25 protein-coding genes are annotated in these 23,435 nt (G+C 49.1%); 18 read left to right on the forward strand and 7 right to left on the reverse strand.

Annotated elements, in window-relative coordinates:
* Positions 1-25 precede the first annotated feature (25 nt).
* The 4 genes from JVX88_RS13170 to JVX88_RS13185 all read left to right on the forward strand — a co-directional run bounded on the left by JVX88_RS13170 (position 26) and on the right by JVX88_RS13185 (position 4,453).
* Positions 26-421, forward strand: a complete 396-nt coding sequence (locus tag JVX88_RS13170) for a hypothetical protein (protein ID WP_211627715.1) — start codon at positions 26-28, stop codon at positions 419-421.
* A 67-nt stretch (positions 422-488) separates the two neighbouring features.
* Positions 489-1,388, forward strand: a complete 900-nt coding sequence (locus tag JVX88_RS13175) for a TlpA family protein disulfide reductase (protein WP_211627716.1) — start codon at positions 489-491, stop codon at positions 1,386-1,388.
* Between the two features lie 171 nt (positions 1,389-1,559).
* Entirely contained in the window at positions 1,560-1,946 is a 387-nt protein-coding gene (locus tag JVX88_RS13180; protein WP_211627717.1) for a hypothetical protein, read from the forward strand.
* Positions 1,947-2,011: 65 nt separating this feature from the next.
* Positions 2,012-4,453 carry a right-handed parallel beta-helix repeat-containing protein gene (locus JVX88_RS13185; protein WP_211627718.1) on the forward strand — a complete coding sequence of 814 codons (2,442 nt, stop codon included), beginning with the start codon at positions 2,012-2,014 and terminating at the stop codon, positions 4,451-4,453.
* 194 nt (positions 4,454-4,647) lie between these two features.
* Here the strand turns inward: JVX88_RS13185 and JVX88_RS13190 are convergent, their stop codons facing one another.
* Positions 4,648-4,842: a hypothetical protein gene (locus JVX88_RS13190; RefSeq protein ID WP_211627719.1), complete on the reverse strand. Its 195-nt coding sequence runs from the start codon at positions 4,840-4,842 to the stop codon at positions 4,648-4,650.
* A 185-nt stretch (positions 4,843-5,027) separates the two neighbouring features.
* Here JVX88_RS13190 and JVX88_RS13195 point away from each other — a divergent pair, with 185 nt between their 5' ends.
* The 5 genes from JVX88_RS13195 (at position 5,028) to JVX88_RS13215 (ending at position 8,711) form a co-directional block, all read left to right on the forward strand.
* On the forward strand, positions 5,028-5,186 hold the full coding sequence (locus JVX88_RS13195) for a hypothetical protein (RefSeq protein WP_211627720.1): 159 nt from the start codon (positions 5,028-5,030) through the stop codon (positions 5,184-5,186).
* Between the two features lie 27 nt (positions 5,187-5,213).
* Positions 5,214-5,738: a carboxypeptidase-like regulatory domain-containing protein gene (locus JVX88_RS13200; RefSeq protein ID WP_211627721.1), complete on the forward strand. Its 525-nt coding sequence runs from the start codon at positions 5,214-5,216 to the stop codon at positions 5,736-5,738.
* 119 nt (positions 5,739-5,857) lie between these two features.
* On the forward strand, positions 5,858-6,790 hold the full coding sequence (locus JVX88_RS13205) for an SLC13 family permease (protein ID WP_211627722.1): 933 nt from the start codon (positions 5,858-5,860) through the stop codon (positions 6,788-6,790).
* 124 nt (positions 6,791-6,914) lie between these two features.
* Entirely contained in the window at positions 6,915-7,979 is a 1,065-nt protein-coding gene (locus JVX88_RS13210; protein ID WP_211627723.1) for a ParA family protein, read from the forward strand.
* A gap of 120 nt (positions 7,980-8,099) precedes the next feature.
* On the forward strand, positions 8,100-8,711 hold the full coding sequence (locus JVX88_RS13215) for a HEPN domain-containing protein (RefSeq protein WP_263975519.1): 612 nt from the start codon (positions 8,100-8,102) through the stop codon (positions 8,709-8,711).
* Between the two features lie 76 nt (positions 8,712-8,787).
* Here JVX88_RS13215 and JVX88_RS43035 read toward each other — a convergent pair whose 3' ends face one another.
* From JVX88_RS43035 to JVX88_RS13230, 3 genes are all read right to left on the reverse strand, one after another.
* On the reverse strand, positions 8,788-10,263 hold the full coding sequence (locus JVX88_RS43035; protein ID WP_225931401.1) for a DUF4335 domain-containing protein: 1,476 nt from the start codon (positions 10,261-10,263) through the stop codon (positions 8,788-8,790).
* Positions 10,260-10,892, reverse strand: coding sequence for a DUF3038 domain-containing protein (locus JVX88_RS13225; RefSeq protein WP_317134630.1), 633 nt, complete (start codon positions 10,890-10,892; stop codon positions 10,260-10,262). The genes JVX88_RS43035 and JVX88_RS13225 overlap by 4 nt, the downstream gene beginning before the upstream one ends.
* A 252-nt stretch (positions 10,893-11,144) precedes the next feature.
* Entirely contained in the window at positions 11,145-11,429 is a 285-nt protein-coding gene (locus JVX88_RS13230) for a DUF427 domain-containing protein (protein WP_211627724.1), read from the reverse strand.
* Between the two features lie 468 nt (positions 11,430-11,897).
* Between JVX88_RS13230 and JVX88_RS13235 the strand changes: the two genes are divergently transcribed.
* From JVX88_RS13235 to JVX88_RS13260, 6 genes are all read left to right on the forward strand, one after another.
* Positions 11,898-13,613: an AMP-binding protein gene (locus JVX88_RS13235; protein ID WP_211627725.1), complete on the forward strand. Its 1,716-nt coding sequence runs from the start codon at positions 11,898-11,900 to the stop codon at positions 13,611-13,613.
* A 34-nt stretch (positions 13,614-13,647) separates the two neighbouring features.
* Positions 13,648-13,962, forward strand: coding sequence for a hypothetical protein (locus JVX88_RS13240; RefSeq protein WP_263975520.1), 315 nt, complete (start codon positions 13,648-13,650; stop codon positions 13,960-13,962).
* A 19-nt stretch (positions 13,963-13,981) separates the two neighbouring features.
* Positions 13,982-14,716, forward strand: coding sequence for an N-acetylmuramic acid 6-phosphate etherase (gene murQ, locus JVX88_RS13245; RefSeq protein WP_211627726.1), 735 nt, complete (start codon positions 13,982-13,984; stop codon positions 14,714-14,716).
* A 114-nt stretch (positions 14,717-14,830) separates the two neighbouring features.
* Positions 14,831-15,052, forward strand: a complete 222-nt coding sequence (locus JVX88_RS13250) for a hypothetical protein (RefSeq protein ID WP_211627727.1) — start codon at positions 14,831-14,833, stop codon at positions 15,050-15,052.
* Between the two features lie 6 nt (positions 15,053-15,058).
* Complete coding sequence (locus tag JVX88_RS13255) at positions 15,059-16,549, forward strand: sodium:solute symporter (RefSeq protein WP_211627728.1); 1,491 nt, start codon at positions 15,059-15,061, stop codon at positions 16,547-16,549.
* Positions 16,533-17,426 (forward strand): glycoside hydrolase family 3 protein, encoded by an 894-nt coding sequence (locus JVX88_RS13260; RefSeq protein WP_211627729.1) that lies wholly within the window; start codon positions 16,533-16,535, stop codon positions 17,424-17,426. Before JVX88_RS13255 ends, JVX88_RS13260 begins: the two co-directional genes overlap by 17 nt.
* Here the strand turns inward: JVX88_RS13260 and selA are convergent.
* Entirely contained in the window at positions 17,373-18,530 is a 1,158-nt protein-coding gene (selA, locus tag JVX88_RS13265) for an L-seryl-tRNA(Sec) selenium transferase (RefSeq protein WP_211627730.1), read from the reverse strand. The two genes, JVX88_RS13260 and selA, sit on opposite strands and share 54 nt — an antisense overlap.
* Positions 18,531-18,667: 137 nt before the next feature.
* On the opposite strand from selA, the gene JVX88_RS13270 reads away from it, so the two are divergent.
* Positions 18,668-18,988 (forward strand): hypothetical protein, encoded by a 321-nt coding sequence (locus tag JVX88_RS13270; protein WP_211627731.1) that lies wholly within the window; start codon positions 18,668-18,670, stop codon positions 18,986-18,988.
* A gap of 116 nt (positions 18,989-19,104) precedes the next feature.
* Here the strand turns inward: JVX88_RS13270 and JVX88_RS13275 are convergent, their stop codons facing one another.
* Positions 19,105-19,317, reverse strand: coding sequence for a cold shock domain-containing protein (locus tag JVX88_RS13275; protein ID WP_211627732.1), 213 nt, complete (start codon positions 19,315-19,317; stop codon positions 19,105-19,107).
* A 346-nt stretch (positions 19,318-19,663) separates the two neighbouring features.
* Between JVX88_RS13275 and JVX88_RS13280 the strand changes: the two genes are divergently transcribed.
* Positions 19,664-20,446: a tryptophan 2,3-dioxygenase gene (locus JVX88_RS13280; protein ID WP_211627733.1), complete on the forward strand. Its 783-nt coding sequence runs from the start codon at positions 19,664-19,666 to the stop codon at positions 20,444-20,446.
* A gap of 46 nt (positions 20,447-20,492) precedes the next feature.
* The gene (locus tag JVX88_RS13285) at positions 20,493-21,320 is read left to right on the forward strand and encodes a metallophosphoesterase (protein ID WP_211627734.1); all 828 of its coding nucleotides are present in this window, start codon (positions 20,493-20,495) and stop codon (positions 21,318-21,320) included.
* Positions 21,321-21,450: 130 nt separating this feature from the next.
* Here JVX88_RS13285 and JVX88_RS13290 read toward each other — a convergent pair whose 3' ends face one another.
* Positions 21,451-23,376, reverse strand: a complete 1,926-nt coding sequence (locus tag JVX88_RS13290; RefSeq protein WP_211627735.1) for a S8 family serine peptidase — start codon at positions 23,374-23,376, stop codon at positions 21,451-21,453.
* Positions 23,377-23,435 lie beyond the last annotated feature (59 nt).

A 23,435-nucleotide genomic window follows, 5' to 3' on the forward strand; every position in this document is an offset into this window, starting at 1 on the left:
TAAGCCAGGCAAGGAGTAAAACATAATGAAACATAGAACACTTTTCCTCCTCACCGCAATAGCGACGCTGCTCTTAGCGATCGCTGCGTTTGCCTACAACCAGTCCACATCTCCGGTCGTGACCGAACGCTCTTCTTGCTGCAAGAACAGCGATTCATGTCCGATGAGGTCGAAGATGAAACACGACGGTTCTGCCGACTATAACAAGAAAGACCACGCGGAAAAAGATAGCCATAGTTGCTGTGGAGATTCTTGTCCGATGAAAGCTAAGGACGGCAAGAGTCATGAGGCTAAGGATTGCTGTAGTGATTCTTGCCCACTGAAGAAAAAGGAAGGCGCCGCCACAATATCCGCAACCGATTACAAAAACTGTTGTGATGATTGCGCGTGCTGCAAGGGCAAATCGGATACGGATGTCTGATCTGGCGCATCTTAATCGTTTTTTGTTTTCATGGGAGCTTCCTAAAGGGAGTTCCCATCTGCTGAATATGCGATATATCTCATTTCTTTTTTTGATGGTGTTGATCGCTGGCATCACAGTCGCTCAGGACCGCACGACCGTCAAACTTAAAGGCCAAGTCGTCTGTTCCGTTTGCTGGTTCGAAGCTCCAGACCGCAAGAAAACCAAGTACGGCAATGCCGCGGACATTCAGTGCGCAGTAGATTGTTCCGAAGAAGGTGTGCCGCAGGCCCTCGCGGTCGAGGATGAAAAGGGTTTCACACTTTATGAGCTTGAGCCTGGGGCTTTCAAACCCAACGGTAAAGATTTCTTAGATCTCGTCCCTAAATTTGTTGAGGTTGAGGGTACAGTTCGGATTGCCAAGGATAAGCGCATACTTTCCGTAAACTCACTAAAGATCTTGGATGAAACACCTGCGAAACCAATTCCAGTCTCTGACGACGCGGTGCTTTCCCTAAAAGATCTGACCGGTTCCGTGCAATCGCTTGAGAATTATCGCGGCCGCATCGTCGTATTGAACTTTTGGGCCACATGGTGCGAGCCCTGTCGAAAGGAAATGCCAGATCTTTCGGCAATACAGAATGATTATGCGGCTCTCGGTGTTCAGGTGATCGGTGCCGCCGGGGATGAGCTTGCAGATTCCGCGAAGGTATTAAGATTCATCCGCGAAGTAAAGGTGAATTTCCCGGTCTGGGTTGGCGCAACGACTGATGATATGGTCCGATTCGGGGTTGGGGAGGTCCTTCCAGCAACAGTGATCATCGATAAGAATGGAAAGATCGTTTGGCGCGAGATCGGAATGATCAAACCTGACGTTTTACGCAAAGAGCTGGATAAACTCCTGCTACCACAGGTGGCAAAAGCAGAGGAAACTGCAAAACAGGCTGTAAAAGAGCTAACAAAGAATGCCTCGCTCGTCCCTGCCTGACCTGTCTGACCGGGCGAGGGCCAGGCTGTCCGGGGGACGGCCGATAACCCCAAAAGATTCACCGCCGGACTGCGGCTGCTGACCGGACAGGTCGATCGAGCCGCGGTACGCGCAACGTTCATTTATCGCCTACATCCACAGTTTCACATCGGTATTGAGTACAATCCAAAGGTGAACGAGGCCCATCCGCTGGTAACGTTCATTCCTATTACTGAGACCGTAAATCGCCCTGCGCTGATCCTGGGGATCAGCAGCGACCGTATCGGAACCCCTCGCGGAAGCTCTTCATTTTATGCAACATTAAGTAAGGACCTCCAACATTGGACCGGTTTGCCCATCGCACCTTACGGCGGGCTTGTTTACGGAACTCACGAAAAGCGTTTTCGGACAATAGGCGGCCTGAACATACGCTTTCGTGAGGATCTGACATCGCTAATTCAGTTCGATGGTGTAAAGGTGCATCCCGGCATAACATACACTTTTAACCAAACACACGCAATTACATTCCTGATGATCCGCGGAAAGAGTCCGGGTTTTACATACACGTTCTCATTCTGAACGTAAACTGTGAATGGCTTGCAAATTATAGGCTTCTAGGCGAAAATTGAGTTCTTGACTATGGCGTGGGCGATTTTATCAAAAGTTCCAAACATACGTCGGAAATCGCACTTTTGACCGATGACGGAAGACTTCATTTATTTGAAAAGGAAGAAGATAATTCGTTTGGAAGTTCTCGCATAATTGATCTTGGTGCGGCGATCGGCTCGGAGAGTTCCACAAGCGAGCGTAAACCAATAATGCTGACAGCGAGGGTCTCGGCTCGGCCAGTCGACACACTGATCATCGGATCAAATAGCCGTATCCATCTTCTCACAAGTGACTTCATAGGCCCACAAAATGGATCTGAAACGGCCGATCTTGCATCACAGGCATTCGGACTCCAAGCCTCGCTTGATGCAAAACAGGATTTGAACGCTATCTTACCTATGCGTTTGAACGTGGACGCACTGAGCGACCTTGTGATCCTGGAAGACGGTTCAGCAACACCCGCAATAATTCAAACTGAGCCCATGGCGACTTATGTTGTAAATTCGCCTCTCATCGATCCGGACGCAAATCCTGGTGATGGTTTTTGTCTTACGTTCAACGGCGGCTGTACTCTTCGCGCTGCGATCGAAGAGGCAAACAACCAACCGGGATCACACACGATCAACTTTGACATAGATGTTGAAGGGGTACCAACCACTAGTGGTCCCGGAATAGGGATATTCTCTCCGGTCGTTATTGATGGCACTACACAGCTGGCTGGCCTCGTCGAGATCTCTGGCAACGCTGGTGTACCTGCAAACTTATTTACGGGATCCCAGACGGACAATTGTGTATTTCGGGGGCTTGTGATGAACGGAATAGGGCCGAACTACTACATGAATCCACAGGGTCGGAATAATATCATCGAGGGCAACCTCATCGGAACAGATGCAGCCAACGAGAACGTAATAGGGAACGGCGGCGTAGGGCTGTCGATAAGCAGTGATCTCGGTGGGGCCACCCAAGGTGCAAGTATAACCTTTAATACCATTGCCGGTAACGGAAGTCACGGTTTATTGGTAAGCAACGGAAGCAATTTAAATATTCAGGGAAACTACGTAGGCGCTAGCCCAAAGAACAGCGAGAGCTTTGGCAATAAGGGTGACGGCATTCGTCTTGAGAATGCTCCGATGGATAATAACGTTAGTTTCAATCGTATAAGGTCCAACGGAGGAACAGGAATAAATTTGGCTACTACCAGCCAATTCGATCTAAATAATGTCTTCAGTTACAACGAGATATCCGACAACGGCGGTCTGGGGATAGATCTCGGCGGTGACGGAGTTACAGGTAATGACCTCTGTGATATTGACACCGGAACTAATGCCCTGCAGAATTTCCCCATCATCTCAACCGCAACTCGCATCGGGAACAACATTCGCGTAGTCGGTAGCTTTAATAGCGTTCCGAACGCCAACTATAACCTCAGTTTCTATGCCAATCAGACAGCGGATCCAACAGGTTATGGCGAAGGACAAACGTGGCTTGGCGATTTGAGCATTAATGTACCTGCAAGCTGCCAAACCAACTTCACCGTAATGGTCCCGAACAACATGCAATCAGGACGTTGCGTATCTGCGACCGCGATCGACGACGACGGTAATACTTCCGAGTTTTCAAATTGTGTGCGTATCAGGAACACGCCAAATAGCTTCGATGGTGACGGCCTCACCGATGTCGCGATCTATCGGCCCTCAGTTGGGCAATGGTGGTTCCTGAGAAGCTCTGACGGAAGCGTTTTTGCTGCTGAATTCGGCACATCAACTGACCGAATAACACCGGGAGACTGGACCGGAGACGGAGTTGCTGATATGGCGTTGTGGCGTCCTTCGACCGGTGAATGGTTCGTGGTTCGCTCAGAAGATTTTTCATTCTTTGCGTTCCCATTTGGTTCGAACGGTGACATCCCAACACCGGCCGATTATGACGGTGACGGCATATTCGATCCGACCGTGTTTCGCCCATCCGCCGCTCTTTGGTTTGTTCTGCGTTCAAGCGACGGCAACGTTGAGATTTCGCAATTCGGAAGTTCAGGAGACAAGCCGGTCGTCGCAGATTACGACGGTGATGGACGGGACGACATCGCCATTTTTCGTCCTGGTCCTGGAGAATGGTGGTACCGACGAAGCTCGGACAATACAGTAACTGCACTTCAGTTCGGGCTCTCAACGGACCTACCTGTGCAGGGCGACTATACCGGCGACGGAAAGGCGGACATTGCTCTCTGGCGGCCTTCGATAGGTTTCTGGTATGTCCTTAGATCTGAAGATAACTCTTTCTTTGGCTTCCCATGGGGCTCGAACGGCGACATCCCGGCACCGGCAGACTATGACGGGGACGGAAGGTTTGACCCGGCCGTTTTTCGCCCAGCGACCACGACCTGGTTTATCGATCGAACAACTGCAGGAACATCGATATTCAATTTCGGTTCAACGGGTGACAAGCCAGTACCGAGTGCTTATATTCCGATGCCTTGAACAAGATCGATGCTCACGGCTATCTGGGGTGTAATACTGTCAGCGGTTTTTAATCGTCCGTTTGCATCTGCCTCATCAGGTTTAAGGCATATTGCTCGCTACAATACCATAACCAACACCTGGACGGCGTTAGGCAACAACGGATTGAATGATTTCGCCAGAGGATTCGTTTTTCTGGTAATTAATTGAACTTATCACGGCGGCTTTTTCCAAACAGGCGATCCGCGTTCGATCGAGATCGCTCGCAACGTAACGGGAAGCGCCAGGTCAGACAACCAGGTATTTATAGCCGGCAATTTTCTGCTTGCCAACGGAACCGCAAATAAAAATTTTGCGATGTTGTATATGTAGGTGTGGAAAGAGAATGCGGCAACAACCGATTGGCACACCAGCTCGAATTGGGAAACAGAAGCGTTCCTGCTGTCAACTCGAAGGCTGTGATTCCTATAGATTCGGGCAATGTTCAGATGAATTCGGGGGATGTAGTTTTGAATGATCTGATACTGAACGGCGGAACCCGACCATCGGCGCAGGTAGCACGCTGACCATCACAAATTGCCTGCAGAAAGGAATTATGGGCGTGGATGAATCGAGTTTTATTCAATCGACTCTTGTTCGCTGTGTCGCTCCGAATGAGACCTTTAACTTTGAGGTCGGCACGCCAAACGGCTATTCGCCCGTTGCGATAAAAGGCGTCTCCGGCGAGGGAAATGTCTTGATAAAAGCCAGCTAGGGCGCGTATTCAGAACCGGCGAAAGGCTTGCCCGAAAACCGTGCGGGGCGTTGGTGGCAGATCGAAAATCCCGGCGGCGGGGTTACCTTAGCAGATCTCTATTTCGGCTACCAAGATTCGGACTATATCGGCGTTGAGCCAAACTTCTCGGCATATAGAATTTCCTCCGGTACTGCGGAACTCTTAAAAAGCTCAAGAAGTAAATCTGCAAATTTTGTTGAGGTCTTAAATGTTACAAACTTCTCGAACTGGACGCTTGCGGACGTGGCAGCACCTGTAACGAGCGTTTCTGTCGGCGGCCGGATCACAACAGCCGACGGGCAAGCCATTCGAAATGTAGGTGTAACCATCACTGATATATCTGGGGTCGCCCCGACCGTTCGCACGAACACATTCGGCTATTACCGGTTTGACGGGGTTCGGGTTGGCGTATCGTATGATTTCACGGTAAGCAACAACCGCTACGTGTTCGACCCGTCGTCTAGCACTGTCTTTGTAACAGACGAGATCGCACATCTTGATGGGATCGGAGAGGAATTTGAATTCAAGTGAACTGCCGGATGTGGGCGTTGCTTGCCGTATGCTGATCCCGTCGTATCCTGTTCGTGCCAGGGGAGTTTACCATAACCCCTTCGTTCAAGACCGAGCCAAGTGTTTAACTCTTTTGGCGGGTGATTCATCCCTTTGGCATTCTGGTAGTGCTCACCTTTGGTAGTGGCTTGCTCTCTACTGTCTTTCTAAATGACACGATTGCGATTGTATTCACACCTTTGACCTTAACGTTGGCTCAAACCTTGGGTGTAAATCCGATTCCTTATTTGCTAGCTTTGGCCGCTGCGACCAATATAGGCTCCGTGGCCACCATTAACGGTAATCCTCAAAATATTTTAATTGGTTCATTCTCGAATATCTCCTATCTCAGTTTCACTCAAGCGTTAGCTCCTGTGGCCCTGATTAGTTTAGTTGTACAGCTGATATTATTGTGGCTGCTGTATCCAGAGATTCGTTCTCTCAAACCTCGTGAGAGCTGTCCCCTAATTCGTCCCCGAATCTATAAACCTCTGTTCATTAAATCGATTGTAATTACCGTTGCGCTGCTGATCGCTTTTGTAGTTGGTGTACCCTTGGCAGAAGCTGCATTTGTAGCAGCAGCATTGTTATTGATTACCCGCAGACTTAAACCACAGCGCATTTTGCGGCGAGTTGAGTGGGATTTGCTAGTGATGTTTTCGGGGCTATTCATCTTGACCCGCTGCACTCAGGAGTTAAATCTACTGCAATGGTTTAGCGGCTGGACTAATTCCTCTTTTGGTTTGGTCACAGTGACAACGGTTTTGTCCAATCTGATCTCGAATGTGCCGGCAGTGCTGCTGCTAAAGCCGTTGATCCAACCCGATGATGCCCAATCCTGGCTGCTGCTAGCGATGAGTTCTACCCTGGCGGGCAACCTCACTCTATTTGGCGCGGTGGCAAATTTGATTATGGCAGAAGCTGCAGGAGCAATGGGATACCGTCTTTCGTTCGCTGATCACCTTCGATTCGGCTTACCCTTAACGTTGATTACAATCGGGATTGGCTATGGTTGGATTGTTGGGTTGTTCTAGGCTATGCGATAGTGATATTGAGGAGTATTTCAAATTTTACAGGGAAGTTCTTCTATCGATAAAGCCAATATAACTTCAAGCTATACTGAGAACTAAAGTTAGGGAATTGGAGGCAGCAAGTACAATGGTTCAAAAAATAGCTCTCTTCAATCACAAAGGTGGAGTCAGTAAAACCACTACCACATTTAACCTGGGTTGGATGCTGGCCTCAAAAGGGAAAAGGATGATTCTCGTAGATGCTGACCCTCAATGTAACCTGACTGGTGTGGCTTTGGGAGAAGAAACAGAGAATGATGAAGACAGAATAGCAGCAATTTACAACACCCATTCAAATATTAAATCAGGTCTGGCACCAGCTTTTGAGTCCCAACCAAGAGCGATTGAGGCAGTAGACTGTATTCCGCTAGAAGGCCAAGAGCGACTATTTCTCCTGCCTGGTCACGTTGGTTTTGCAGAATATGAGGTCACGCTAGGCATTGCCCAGGAGTTGAGTGGTTCAATTCAGGCTCTCAAAAATTTACCAGGCTCTATTACGGATTTGTTAGAAAAAACGGCCCAAAAGTTTGATGCAGATTATATTCTGATTGATATGAGTCCTAGCTTAGGAGCAATCAATCAAAATATCTTGATGACTAGTGATTTTTTCATTGTTCCTACTACTGCTGATTTCTTTTCGGTAATGGCAATTGACTCCTTGGCTAAAGTTTTACCGAAATGGCATGCCTGGGCAAAGATGGCTAGTTCACTTCAGATTCTTAGAGAGGCTGCGTATCCATTCCCCGATATTACATTGCGCTTCCTAGGAATTATCGTGCAAAACTTTCGGATTATTCGTGGCAAGGAAACTGCTGCTTTTGAGACCTGGATTGAAAAAATTAAGCAAGATGTTTCCTCTAAACTGGTTCCAGTTTTACGTCAGAACGATATGCTGCTGCCTGAGCGGCTCTATGCCGAACAAGGCATTGATAGCAATTTCTGTCTAACGAAAATTTCCAACTTCAATAGCCTCATTGCCCTCTCCCAAAAGCATCAAACTCCCATTTATGCTCTCACTGCTGAGCAATTAGGGCAAACAGGAGTAGTGCTCCAGAAGAACCAGGCAAAGCAAGCTGAGTTTCATCAAACATTTTCAGACTTAGCAGATAAGATTATTGGGTTAACGTCTGCTACCTATGCTGTCAGCGCTTGATCAATTCCGAATCAGCATTGCTCGTGTACGAGATCTGATTTCTATTCATAACTCTGTTAAGGCTCAGTCTACTTCTGCCTTGGATTTATCAGACATTTTGAAGCTGCTCTAGTATTGGCTGTGAGTGCTTTAGATTACTATGTTCATGAGGTTGTAACCCTAGGAATGCTGGAGATCTATAGAGGGCAGCGCTCTGAACCTAATCCTCCACCCAATAGTGCTCAATCCGCATTCTCTCGATTTCAAGTTTCATTGGGAGGCGCGAGACAAGACAGATTGACAGCAATGAATATTGCTACTTGGCTAGAAAATGAGATTCAACAAAGTCAAGGTTTCTCGTTCTTGCAGCAGTCTCACACAGTCTCGGCTTTGCTCCCGGTTATAGCAAGTGGTGTTTTGAACAGGCTTAACAATACCTCTTGGTTGGAAGATGAGATCCGAGAACGCCTTGGATATCAGAGCTTTCAACAGCCTGACAAAATCGCTGATGCTATTAGGCTGATTTCAGATAAGAAACTGTGGGATGCAGTTGCTACGAGATTAGGTAAATCTGCGAAAGATGTGAAGCAACAACTTAGTGCAATAGTTGACCGGAGGAACAAAATTGCTCATGAAGCTGATATAGATCCTACATTTGGTATCGGCAGCCGTTGGTACATTGATGAAGCCTTAGTAAGCGATGCAGTTGACTTTATTGAGCAGGTTGTCGAAAGCATTCACGATACCCTTTAAGCAATCGGTAAATAATATGGGGGGAGAGTGATAGAGTCGAACCATGTTCCCTCTATCACTCTCCCTCTCCATCAATTTAACGAACCACATTCAGCTCCAAACGCTCTGGCTGTTCTGGCTGCTCGGATCGCAAAATGTTGCTCAGAATTGACTCTGGCCGCTGCTGGTGTTTCCAGGCAAAGGCATGCCGGAAGGCGGCCTCCTGACACGCCTGTAGCTCTCGGAACCCGATGATGTCGTGGGTTAGCAGCGTCTCATACTCGAACGGCAAGCGGACATTGTGCAAGCCGGCGTTGTCGGTACAGATGGCGATGTCTACTCCAGCTTCAAAACAGCGATCGAACACCACTTTAAGCTGATGCAGATTTTGCAGCGTGCCGGTTTTGAGATAGGTAGTCGGGCAAACTTCCAAACATTGGCCCTGCTTCGCTACCTGCGGTAACAGTTCGGGGTGCTTTAACGGAATTTGAATCCCGTGACCGATGCGCATCAGGTAGGGCAGCAGTTCGGGATGGCAGCCATCCGGTGTTTCATACAAATGGCCGGTAGTGTTGATACCGAGCGAGCGAGCATAGCTGTACAGTTCGATGTATTCATCCATCCGCGCCCCATAGTGATTGTCGCCTCCAGCTAGATCAATGCCGCAGACATACTGGGGCATTTGGGCAGCCAGATCGACAATGGCCCGATTCACCTCATAAGGCAGGCGTGTATGCATACAGAGAATTTGGCTGGTTACAATCGGGTATTCCCCCACATGACTGGCCTTACCCACCACTTCCACAATGCTCTGCATCAGTTCGATGCGCTCGGACTGGCTCAGATGCTCTGGGGTGCGCAGATAGGGTGTATAGCGCAATTCCAGATAGGCCAAATTCTCAAACACATAAGCGCCCCGCATCAGCCGGAAAATAAAATAGGGCAGCGTTTCGGTGGTCTGCACTTTTTCGACGAGCGTGTGCAGTTCCAGATATTCATCCAGCGTGTTGCGCGGACGGGTATAGAACAGCAGGGCCGCGGCAGCCGCCAAGCCAGTTACCCCAATGGCCGCTGGAGCAGCTCGTTTGGCAATGGGTTCCTGCGAAACGACATAGCGTCTAGACAGCGGCTCTAACTTGGGAGCAAGGTCAGGTAAGGTTTGGGCATCAGCAACCATCTGGTCGATCGCTTCTACCAAGTCAAAGAACTGCACAGTGGTTAGATCGATTGCTTGAACCTCTGCTGGCTCTGCTTCTGGCTGCACGGTGAGACGGTGCAGATTATCGCCTACCTGCTCAATCTGCACCAATCCGGTCTGCTGGCGGCGATCGCGGTGGATCAGGTGGCGAATGCCGCTCAGATAGCCTTGGGCATAGTCACTCACCGCTAGCACCAAGCTGTCTAAAAACGCTCGTCCTCCGGTCAGGGGCATTTTCTGCCCAGCCAAATGACATTCCACGTTCGTCACCATCGACAGCAGCGGGCGTCCGCTTGTGGTCGTAGCCGTCTCGCTGCTCAACCCCTGCAAAACCAGCTTGCAGTTTGGCAGGCTGTACTGGCGCTGTATCGTCATTCCACTTCTCCATCAAACAAACTGCTCCAGAGCCGCTGCACACCCGCTGTGCCAGTACAAAACAAAAGCTGACTCAGCAGTTCTAACGCTAACTCGTTCAATTTTTCATCACTGCTGTAAGCAATCACACCGGCTCGTTTGGGATTCATTCTGGCCCGAAAGTGAGCACGGAACCGCTCCAGGTAATTGGATAGCCGCAGGTGATGATCAGGAGAAAGCTGCTTTTCCAGTAACTGGTCGTAAACCATTAGCAATTGACGAATCAGCACCGTCAGCCGTCTGGCCCGATGACAGATGATCACAACCAGCGCCTTGGCTTCTTTAAAGCTGAGCGGACGCCGCTGATTATTACGCCGCAGGGAATTGGTGGCCCGGATCCGCCAGAGCGTGACTCGATTATCGATAATATCTTGCAGCCCCAACTCTTTGACATCTGAGAGAAATGCCTCGGAACCTCCCAACTCCAAAGCTTCGATGGCCAGCAGTAAAAAGTCGATTTGCTGACGAGTGCGGCGCGGACAGACGCCTTCTGACACTTTTGGATCGGGAAGGGTATCGAGCAAAATAGACACAGACTGAGTGGGCGGATGACTTACTTGCATGTCCCTCACAGGAAAAATCAGCAGCATTCTATCAAACTAACGGCCTGTTGCGAGTGAAGCGCAAGGGGGGGATCAGCCTGACCAGTCTCACATCCTAGCACTTCTCCGCCAAAACAAGCTGTGAGCGCCTGTTGCCGGTTTAGTATGCCCGCTTCTAGGCTAGCAAACTCATGCGTTGGTGCCTTTATGCTGCTTTGGAGGAGTCAGGAGTCAGGAGTCAGGAGTCAAAAACTATTCTGGCTTCTGAATTCTGCATTCTGTCTCCTGATTAAGAGATATTCACGCTTCTACCTTGACGCCGCGCCAGAAAGCTACATAGCCTTCAATCTTTTTAGCTGCATCTTTAGTCTGGGGATAGTACCAAGCCGCGTCTTGATTGACTTGGCCGTCTACCTCAATCGTGTAGTAGCTGGCAATCCCCTTCCAAGGACAGGTGGTGTGCGTGTCGCTGGGTTTGAAATATTCAGCGTGAATTGCATCAGGTGGAAAATAATAGTTACCCTCCACGATTTCGCAGCGGTCGCTTTCGGCCAATACGGCCCCATTCCAAACAGCTCTGGGCATGATGGTCTCCCTTACAGATATGACTTCATGAACATTACAAAGCTAAAACCATAATCTTTACAAAAGCTGATTTGTAAAAACACAGTTGAAACCAGGCAAATCAAACCAGACTCAGCAGGACAGATCATTTTCTGTCTCTAACCACTGATATTTTAAGCATCGACAGGCAAGGCTAAAAATAAAGAGAATTTATGCTTTTGGGGCGCTTCGATGTTAATTTTGCAGTAGTAGCTCAATCAGGAGCCTTGGGCAGCAGCCATTGTCACTTGCCTTCATCGCCTGTATCGTTCATACCGCATCGGACGGTTAACTGGACAAACGATTGCTAGACAAACGGTTGCCAGCGGTTGCCAGACAAACGGTTACTGGACGAACAGTAACTAGAGGAACTTTGATTTAACGATCAGCGGTTATCATTTCAAGCTTTATCATTCAGGCATTTCAAACAAAGCATTCAGGACATATCCTATGACTCTCACACGCGATCAGGCTTCTGGCACAACTCGACCCGATAGCAGAACCTATAGCCAGATTCAAGCCCTACCAGAAATTTGGGGAATCGTGGCCCAGCGTCCGGAGGTGGCTAATTTGGTGGCGCTATACGACCCCCACAGTCAGCCAGCGGTAAAGATCACCTTTGCCCAGCTCTATGAAACTATTCGCCAGTTTGCTGCGGGGTTACAGGCGCTGGGAGTCCAGCCAGGAGAGCATATCGCCCAGTTTTCGGACAACAGCCCCCGTTGGCTAATTGCCGATCAGGGAATTATGACCATTGGTGCGATCAACGCCGTGCGCGGCTCTCAGGCTGATCGAGAAGAGTTGCAGTTCATCCTGGAGCACAGTGACAGTATCGGTTTAGTGATTCAAGACCTAGAGACCCTGAACAAAGTGCGCGAGTATTTGCCGCCGCTGCCAATTCGGTTTGTGATTCTACTCACCGACGAAACGCCCCCGGATCTAGGCGAAATCACTACCTTCAACTTTAGCCAATTGCTCGATCTGGGAGCCAATCACCCACTTCAGCCCGTGCGCCCCAGCCGCGACAGTTTGGCAACCCTGATGTATACGTCGGGTACGTCGGGTCAACCCAAGGGGGTAATGCTAAGCCACCACAACCTGATCTCGCAAATTCTGGGTGCCTATGAAGTGGCCCAACCCCAACCCGGAGAGCGGGTTCTCAGTATTTTGCCGATCTGGCACTGCTACGAGCGCACCTTCGAATATTTTGTGCTGGCCTTTGGCTGCACTCAGGCTTATACCAACATCCGCTTTGTCAAAAAAGATATTAAAGACTTTAAGCCTCACTATATGGTAGGCGTGCCGCGCCTCTGGGAGTCGATTTATGACGGCATTCAAAAACAGCTCCGCGAACAGCCTGCCAGCAAACAGCGGTTGGCCCACTTTTTCCTAACTCAGAGCGACCGCTATATCAAAGCCCGACGCATTGTTCAGGGGCTGAGCTTAGAGAATCTACATCCATCTCTAGCAGAACGAGTTGTGGCTGCCTTGCAGTCGCTGGTGTTAGCTCCGCTGCATTGGGTCGGCGATCGGTTGGTTTACCGGAAGATTCGAGCCGGCGTGGGAGGTGCAGTTAAATTTCTGGTCAGCGGCGGTGGTTCGATTGCCGAACATCTAGAAGATTTCTTTGAAGTCGTAGGCATCACTATTTTGGGCGGCTATGGCTTAACCGAAACCTCACCAATTACCCATGTTCGTCGTCCTTGGCGCAACATTCGTGGTGCAGATGGACAACCCCTGCGCAATACCGAAACCCAAATTGTCGATCCAGAAACCCGCAGACCCCTACCACCCGAAAGGCAGGGTTTAGTAATGATTCGAGGCGATCAGGTAATGCTAGGCTACTACAAAAATCCGGAAGCCACGAAAAAAGCAATTAGTCCAGAAGGTTGGTTTGATACTGGCGATCTGGGCTGGGTATCGAACCAGGACGATCTGGTGATTACGGGTCGGGCCAAAGATACGATTGTGCTGACAAACGGTGAAAACATTGAACCCCAGCCGATCGAAGATGCCTGTTTACGCAGCCCCTACGTTGATCAGATCATGCTGGTCGGTCAAGATCAGAAAGTACTGGGAGCGCTGATTGTGCCGAACCTGGAAAGGTTAGAGAAATGCTTCGGGACCGGAAAATCTTATCGTTGCGATATACTCACCTCATGTTGATAATTCGCGCATTGCCGGATTCGCAAAGTTCGTGGTGGAAGCAGCATTGAATGGTGATGCTGTCGCGATTGATATAATCAAAGCCGCCGGATCTGAGCTTGGACTTGCAGCATTTGCTGTGATCAAAAAACTTGGCCTTAAGCGTAAAGAAGTGCCGATCGGCTGTGTTGGTAGCGTGTTCAAAGCCGGCGAACTGCTGACAAAACCAATGATTGACACTATACATACCATCGCCCCAAAAGCTTTTCTAACTGAACCGCTGATGCCGCCTGCACAGGCCGCTGCGATGATGGCATTGAGAAATGGAAACTTTGGAACGAATTGTAAAGGTCAGATCCGGCAGGCATAGCCTTGGATGCGTGTCATATATGCTTCCGATAACAGAACAAGAGAATCCAAACACCGCACGCATCGACGAAGTTTCGACGCTAGAAGCTCTTCGTTTGATCAACAATGAAGACAAATCCGTTGCTGAGGCGGTCCAACAAGTGCTGCCGCAGATCGCCGAGGCGACGGACGCGATAATTGAAAGATTGAAGAACGGTGGTCGGCTTTTTTATGCCGGAACCGGCACAAGCGGAAGACTCGGGGTACTAGATGCATCTGAGATCCCGCCCACCTATGGAGTTTCGTATGACTTGGTTCAAGGCATTATCGCAGGCGGTTACGACGCACTTTATAAAGCTTCGGAGGCAAGCGAGGACAACAAGGAAGCCGGTGCGGAAGACCTAATAGCACGCGGAGTAACAGCAGCAGACAGTGTAATTGGGCTGACAGCTTCGGGCCGCACGCCGTACACAATCGGCGCCGTTCGATATGCAAAGAGCATAGGCTGCTTTACAGCTTGCATCGCTTGCGTCCCGGATTCTGAGATAACGAACACTGTTGATATTGCTATAGTTCCAGTCGTCGGACCAGAAGTAATAACCGGATCCACACGCATGAAGGCTGGGACCGCTCAGAAGATGGTGCTGAACATGATCTCGACTGTTGCTATGATCCGACTCGGCTATGTAAAAGGCAACTTAATGACGCACCTGAAACCATCGAACGAAAAACTCAGAGAACGTTCGGATCGGATAAGAAGTCGTCTTGGAAAATAATTAAGCACATCATCTGCCCAATTTAATGAACGAACTCGATGCAGAGACCTTAAACCAACGCTCGAACTTGCGACCAAATGGGGCGAAAATTTCCGCAAGCCGATCGATGACCGGATGAAGGCACGATTTTCTGATCTGACGGAAGGTGACATCACCAAGGCAGACGGTCACGCTACAGAAGCGGAAAGCAGAATTTACACGCTGACAGAAATGGAAGAACTCGGCAAGATATCAGAAAGTGATATCATACGCTTCGCGGCCGAGGAATTTCCTTGGCTGGACGGCAACCACATCGGAAGACTAAAGATTATTGGAATGTATTACGCGCGGCTATAGAACAGAATGCAAACACTCGACCTCGTGATCATATTCGGCTATCTGATCGGTATCACGGCCTTTGGCATCTGGTATGCTGGTAGGCAGGAAACGACCGAAGATTATTTTGTCGGCAATCGCGACGTGCCGTGGTGGGCCATCGCGATGTCTATAGTTGCGACCGAAACGAGTACGATCACCTTTATCTCCGTGCCGGGCATTGCATTTGCAAAGGGGGGAAACTTCCAGTTTCTCCAACTTGTCTTCGGCTATATGCTCGGTCGTGTGGTCATCTCGCTGGTCTTTATCCCGCTTTATTTCAAAGGCGAACTTCAAACGGTCTATCAACTTCTCGGCGACCGTTTTGGAGGGAAGGTAAAGATGCTCGCTTCGGGCCTCTTCGTTATCATGCGGAATATTGCGGATGGAATTCGCCTATTGCTTACAGCCATAGTACTCGCCGCAGTATACACGGCCTTCGATCCGCAGACCTCTCAGGAGGTGATCATCATCGGCTCTATTCTTATCCTCGGCATTGTTATGATCATCTTCACCTTTTATGGTGGAATGGAAGCCGTTATCTGGATCGAGGTCGTTCAACTTATCATCTACATCGGTGGTGCAATCGCCGCAGCAGTAGTACTAGTCCAAAACATTGATGGAGGGATCAGCGGAGCGATCGCCGTTGGCCAGCAGTTCGATAAATTCAGCCTTTTCGACTTTACGCTCGACTTCACCAAGACCTACACATTCTGGGGCGGCGTGATCGGCGGCTGTTTCCTTACGATGTCAACACACGGCACCGACCAGTTCCTCGTGCAGCGGTATCTCTGTACCGATAAACCGCGTGCGGCGATCACTGCCTTGATGACCTCAGGTGCAGTTGTACTTGGCCAGTTCATCGGATTTCTGTTCATAGGCGTACTACTCTTTGCGTTCTATGCCCCATATAACATCACGGGTTACGATGCCGCGACCGGTGCATTTCCGTTCACGGGCGGCGACAAGGTCTTTCCCGATTTCATCACGCAGAAAATGCCGACCGGACTTTCCGGTTTGGTTGTTGCAGCGATCTTTGCTGCGGCCCTATCTTCTTCGCTCAATTCAATAGCCGCCACCGCGGTGAATGATATATACAAGCCCTACGCAAAGAATACATCTGAACGGCATCTAATGAAGGTCGCCGGAATACTCACGGTTATAGTCGGCATCGTACAGATATTGATTGCCGTCGGCCTGCGTAATGCAAACAACTCGGCTCTCAGCATGGCACTTTCTGTTGCCTCGCTGATAAATGGTCCGATACTCGGCGTATTCCTGGTCGGGGCATTTTTGAAAGGAGCCCGTGAGATACATGCACTTATGGGAATGCTCGCGAGCATTGCCGTAATGTTATACATATTACTAGGGACAAAGATCGCTTGGCCGTGGTATGCGCTTATTGGAAGCACTGTTACCGTCTCGGTCGCATTTATCGCAACTTTGATCATTAGAAAGAAAGATGAAATTCCTCACTAGTTTTTGCCTGCTGCTTTCATTTGTCCTGCCCCCGGTAACGCGTGCCGCCCCGCCGGACCAGTTCGCCGTTTCTCAGTTTGCCCCCTCGAAGAGGGACTGGGACTGGGCTGATAAAACGCTCAAGAAAATGACGGTTGACGAAAAGGTCGGGCAACTTGTCCACGTCGGCATCAATGCACGCTTCGCCCATCAGGAAAGCTCGTTCTTTAAGGAACTTCGACGCCACGTTATTGATAACAAGATTGGCGGTATCATATTTTTCGGTGCGCCCATATACGAAACCACGCACCTGGGCAACCGGATGCAGGAGGCCGCAAAGATTCCGCTCCTGATGTCTCTCGACGCCGAAACGGGCATCGGAATGCGTTTTCAGGACACGACGAACTTCCCTTGGGCAATGGCTGTAACGGCGACCGGCAATCCGGAATTCGCACGCCGAATGGGTGTGATCACGGGCCGTGAAGCACGAGCCATCGGCATTCAGCACGTTTATGCTCCGGTGCTTGACGTCAATAACAATGCTGCAAATCCGGTAATAAACGTCCGAAGCTTTGGTGAAGATCCGGAAGACGTTGCGAGGTTTGGCGTCGCCTTTGCCGAGGGCCTTCAATCACAAAAAGTCATAGCGACCGCAAAACATTTTCCTGGCCACGGTGATACGAACGTCGATTCACATCGCGGCCTACCGATCATTGACCTCCCGAAGTCGCGGCTTGACTCGCTCGAGCTCGTCCCGTTCAAACAAGCGATAGACGCTGGTATCGGTTCTATCATGGTCGCACACATCGCACTTCCGCAGATAGATAACGAACAGGTCAAGCCGCTAAAAGATTACCAAGGCGGCGACGCGCAAATCGACAAATTTGGAAATGAATGAACGAGTGCGCTCTGCAAGTTCGAGCGGGCTCATCGCAAACATTCTTAGTACAGGTATTTCTTCAAAATGTGTCCCTCGAAGGTAGGCCGCGAGCGTTGCGTCAAGGGCAGCGTAGGTCAATTTGTTAGCCCTAAGCGCCCTAAAAAGCGGGTCACGTCTAATGCGTTCTATCAGATCCCGTTTGCCCGCAATGATCCCGGCCTGCGGCCCGCCCAGCAGCTTATCACCGCTGAAAGTTACGACATCTGCTCCGCAGTCGATCACATTTGCAATGACGGGTTCATCTTCCAAGCCGAATCCCGAAAGGTCTATCAATGCCCCTGATCCCGCGTCCTCATAGAAAACCAAGTTGCGGGAATGAGCGAGTTCAGCAAGATCTCGTGTATGCGGTGCCATTGAAAAACCGATTATTTTGTAATTCGATGGGTGAACGCGAAGTATCGCGGCTGTTCGATCACTGATCACGCGTTCGTAATCAGTGAGTTTTGTCCGGTTGGTCGTGCCGACCTCACGAAGGATAGCTCCCGAGCGTTCAAGAATGTCCGGGATCCGGAAATCACCTCCGATCTCGACCAATTCACCCCGCGATACTATGACCTCACTGCTTTTTGCTATGACGGAAAGAACAAGATATGCCGCGGCAGCACAGTTGTTTACGATCGCCGAAGCTTCAGCTCCCGTGAGGCGACAGATAGAATCCTCAACACCGCCTCCCCGTCGCCCTCGCTGACCCGTGACGAGATCAAGTTCAACATTAGAATATGCTGAACTCTCATCCATAGCCTCTCGAGCTGCTTGGGAAAGCGGTGCTCGGCCAAGATTTGTATGAATGATCACACCGGTCGCATTTATGACTCGCTTTTGCTTCGCCAACTGCATGGTAATGAACGATCTCTCTAAAACTGTCGCGACCCGCGTGATCAATTCGGATCGAGAAGTTTTTCCTCCGCTTAGATCCATACTTCCGGCGCAGATATCGTTTCTTACTTCGCTTATCGCCTCGCGGACTAATCGTGTGAGTTGTTCCTTGCCAACCACTTCCGCTATCTTGATGGAACCTGAAAGGCTCAACATTTCGTCCACCGAAGGAAGCTCAGAAAGCATATTTTTGTCAGACGGTTTGGCTCTCATAGCAGTGCTCACATTCTATACGCATCAAGAAAAAGCTGGAAATTGTAATGGAAATCTGATTTACTTGAACAGCACATCTCTTCCGCCCCGCCGATGTGTTATTTAAGCATATGGCTTTACAGAAACGTGAAATTACAGGACGCGCAGCTTCCCGGGTTGAACAGTCAGCAACTATCGATATTGAACTTGGCCGTATAGAGGAAGCTATCCGAAGGCTAAAAATAGATTTCGATATCTACTTTAACGGAGCTGTCCCCCGTCCGCCGCTTGAGGCACGGGCGAGACTGGAATCACAGATCAAACGAATAAGTGATAACAGAATGCTCAGCTTTGCACAGAGATATCAGCTAAATTCGCTGATCGCTCGTTTTACTTCATATCGTGAACTGTGGCGCCGAACGTTAAAGGCACGCGGTGATGACCTGATATGAACTCTGAGCAGCAATTTGTCCGAAAACTGGAAAAGCGAGCCGACAGGATCGACTCGCTTTTTTTGAAAAACACGCCAGTTAACTACGCGGGAGAATTGCAACTGGCCAAATGAAAGTTAACCCGCAACCTTGACCACGTTCTCTGCCTGCGGCCCTTTCGGACCGTTGGTAACTTCAAACTCAACTTCCTGACCTTGGATAAGGGTCTTGTAGCCATCCCCGGTGATAGCAGAATAATGCACGAATATATCCTGCTCTCCCGGCTGTTCAATAAAACCGTAACCTTTTGCGTTGTTAAACCATTTGACCAGACCAACTGTTTTAGTCATACCTCGCAATTCCTCCTGGCCAACTATCAACTAGTTAGCACTACTCCTGTATTTCAAGTATTTAGTCACAGAAAATACACAACTGCCGCCATTCGGTCCGGACGGGAAAACTCGTAAGGCCGAATCATAATCCTAAGTGTGACAGATCAAGATAAAACAATCCTTAGTCCTTAAAACACAAGATTTAGCGGGTTTTTAAGTGTGTTTTTCGATTGACGAAAGAGAATTTACTCGGATTTACGGTGCGTGTCAAGAGTTTTTTTCGTGTTTTGCCCATATTTTCACCAAAAATTGACATATAACCGGCAATCGTCGATTATTGAGCCGTTCTTTGGTTCCATTACCTATGTCAAACGGATACGGCAAAGGCAAGCCGCTTTCATACAACAAATATTTAAAGGTTCGCGAGTTAATACAGCTGCAGGAAACGCTCTCTGAGCCGGCAAGCCACGACGAACTGCTTTTCATCATCATTCATCAAACGTATGAACTTTGGTTCAAGCAGTTGCTGCACGAATTGGATGCGTGTATCGGCTGGATCGACGAAGGAAGGCTGTTTCGGGCAAATCATTCGCTGCGTGCGGCGGTTTCGATAGAGAAGATACTCGTTACGCAGATACACATTCTGGAAACGATGGCACCAATAGGCTTTCTGGAATTTCGCGATAAACTCAATCCCGCGAGCGGCTTTCAATCGATGCAGTTTCGCGAGTTGGAATTTTCGTCCGGAGCAAAGGACGAGCGCATCCTCGAATCGTTCAAAGAGGACGAGTTTGCCTATGAAAGATTGAAAAAGCGCTTCATTTCGCCTTCGCTCGCTGATACTTTTTGGTCGCTGCTGCAAAGAAACGGTTTTGCAGTTGCAACAAATGAAGAACGAGTTGCCGCGATCGTCGAAATTCTCACGCACCCCGAAAAATACGCAGATATCTACAATATGCAGGACCTGCTGATCGAACACGATGAGCTGATAATATCGTGGCGTTACAATCATATTCAGATGGTGGAACGAATGCTCGGCATGAAACGCGGAACAGGCGGTTCGGACGGCGTCGGGTATCTGATGACAACGCTGAAGAAGAAGTTTTTCCCCGAACTCTGGGAAGCGCGTACGCATCTGACAATATAGGTTGCAGTTCCGAGTTTTTGATCCTTTGCATCCTTAGAACAAAATAATGCTCAATCGATTTGCTCTTGTTGTCGTTTTTGTTGGCCTTTTGTTTGCTGCAGCGTTCGGACAGAACCCCGATACTGTACGCGTTACATTCCTGCATCTGAACGACACGTATCAATTCACGCCCGTTGACGGCGGCAAACGCGGCGGGTTGGCTCGCGTGATGACGATCCGCAGGCAGACGCTGAAAGACAATCCGAACACGCTGATGACGCTCGGCGGCGACACACTATCGCCTTCGGTCGAGACGCGCACATACCGCGGCAAGCAGATGATCGACGCTTGGAACAAGGTCGGGCTGGATTACAGCGGGTTGGGAAATCACGAATTCGACATCAAGACGAATGAGCTGCTCGACCGGATAAAGGAATCGAATTTTACCTGGCTCGGGTCGAACGTGATCGACACGAAAACCGGCAAGATATTCGCCGATCTGCCGCCGTATGTGATACGCGAATTCGACGGCGTGAAGGTCGGTATATTCGGCCTTCTGCTTCCCGAGACAAAAGAGACATCGTCGATGGAGGCACATCTGAAGATAGCTGATTACTGCGAGACAGCCCGCGAAGTGATCGCAAAGATGCGTGCGGCCGGCGTGAATACCATCATCGGTTTGACGCATATGTTCATGGCGCAGGACAAACGCCTCGCACAATGCGCACCCGGCATCGACCTGATACTCGGCGGCCACGAACACACGCTGCTGCAGTCATGGGGCACTGCCCCTGCACCCCGTTTTTCGTACTTCACTAGCCTGAAAAAGGCTGTAAACGATACATGTGGAACAAATCGTTTACTTCTGCAGCTATGTATTTCTGGTAGATTTTAGAAAATGCACTATCTCGGTGAATTTCGGCAAGTAGCTTCAGAAGTAGGTTGGCAATGAATGTTCAATTTACTCATTAATAGCTAGGTAAACACTATTGCCAATAGACACGATTAACAGCGGAGAATCAAATCTAGGCAATTACAGCGATATCGGCACGAGACAACGCTGTTTTGGGTGCCAGTTCGGCAAATAGGGTTTGCTTACGCCCACCGATTCCATCTGAGTCATAGAACAAGTCGCCATCTTTGGCATCATAGATAAACTGGGACTGCTTACCCGTTGCCCGCGAGCCGAGCGTGAATTGCTTCTTGGAAAGGTTGCCAAGCTTCAACCTGCCGCCAAATCCGCGAGCTGAAACCAGAATCTGATCATCTTGAGTCGCTTTGAAATCAGCAATTCGATCTACACCTTTGCCGAGGGTATTGAAGACAAACTGATCCGCATCCAGACCGCCCCGCAGCGTATCTCTGCCTTCACCACCCGCCAGCCTGTCATTTCCCAAACCACCGATGAGGCTATCATTGTCGGTATCTCCGAATAGCCGATCATCTCCCAGATCGCCGACCAGTAGATCTGCGCCAGTTTTGCCATGCAGTTCATCGTTACCGTCACCGCCAGAGAGCTGATTTTTGGCGTTGTTTCCTTGAATTAAATTGTCAAAACCATTTCCGGTACCGTTGATGGCTTCATTTCCATCCAAATCTAAATTCTCCAGATTCTCGCTCAATGTATAGCTGGCAGAAGCCGTTACAGTATCTTTCCCGCCATTTACGACTTCAATAATCGTATCGGCATTGCTGTCTACGACATATAAATCATCACCATCGCCGCCGGACATTGCATCGTTACCAAGAGCACCATTGATTGTATCATTGCCCCTACCGCCAATAAGCGTATCATCGCCATTATTACCAAGCAATTCATCATTGCCATCAAAGCCAGCCATATAGTCGTTGCCAACCGTTCCAGCTAATCGGTCGCCCTGACTCGTTGGCAAAATTCCACCTGTTGCTTTAGTGGTCAAAATTCCTTCGCCCAATCCGTACATATCAATGCGGCGATATACACCATTCGTTTGCTCGTCTTTTACCTCCGCACCTGTTGTTTTCATCAAATCGGTCAATTCCTGCACCGTCAGCTTGCGGTTCATCTCCCGCACAGCCAACTCTTGAGCCAAGGCAACAACGCCAGTGATTTGAGGCGCGGCAAAGCTGGTACCATTGGTAGATTTTGTTCCACCACCATAGGTGCCAACTGTAATATCTTGTCCGGGAGCAAGAATATCGGTCAGGATTGGATGACGTTGAGAGATATTGGTAAGTTGATCGTTTCTATCTACTGCTCCGACACTAATAGTGTAGGGAGCTGCTGCGTTATTCATTACACCTGGCTGACCTTGGAAGTCTTGAAAACCGTTCCCAGATGCAGCAATCACAGGAATATTTAGCGCAGCCAGTTGTTCAATTTGTTGAGCATATTCAAGACTACTATCCTCTTGACTGAGATTACCACCACCAAATGACATGTTTACAGCAGTGATATTTAACTGAGCAGCATTCTTGACAACCCATTCTAAAGCCTGTTTAACATCTTCACCCAGTGCATTGTCCCCATTATCGGGAAAAACTTTTAGATGGATGATATTAGTTCCTGGTGCAGTAGTAGCCACAACACCAGAAACAGCAGTTCCATGATCGATGAACTCGTGAGAAATTGGATGTCCAACTCCGGGAGAAATATCCTCATTTCCAGAAAAATCACCCGAAAATTTTTCAGGATCTTCGGGATTTTTAGGTTCGCTGGGGTCATTGGGGTACTTGAACCGATCAGCAACTCCATCTCCGTTATTATCGGGTCCGAAGAAGGGATGCTTTAAATTAATTCCATCATCAATTACAACGATGGTTGAATTTTTACCATCAATTCCAGAAAACAAGCTGCTGGTGCGAAACTTATCGAGGTTGACCTGAGAAATTGAGGGAGTGGTAGACATGATTACATCCTTTTGGTAGATAAGTGGACTTTTGTTTGCCTTAGCTTTGACAAGCTGAGCCAATTTTTTACTCTATCGAGACATAGTTCTGAGATTTTTGAGAGTATGCAAATGTGAGGACT

The organism is Leptolyngbya sp. 7M (assembly GCF_018128485.1).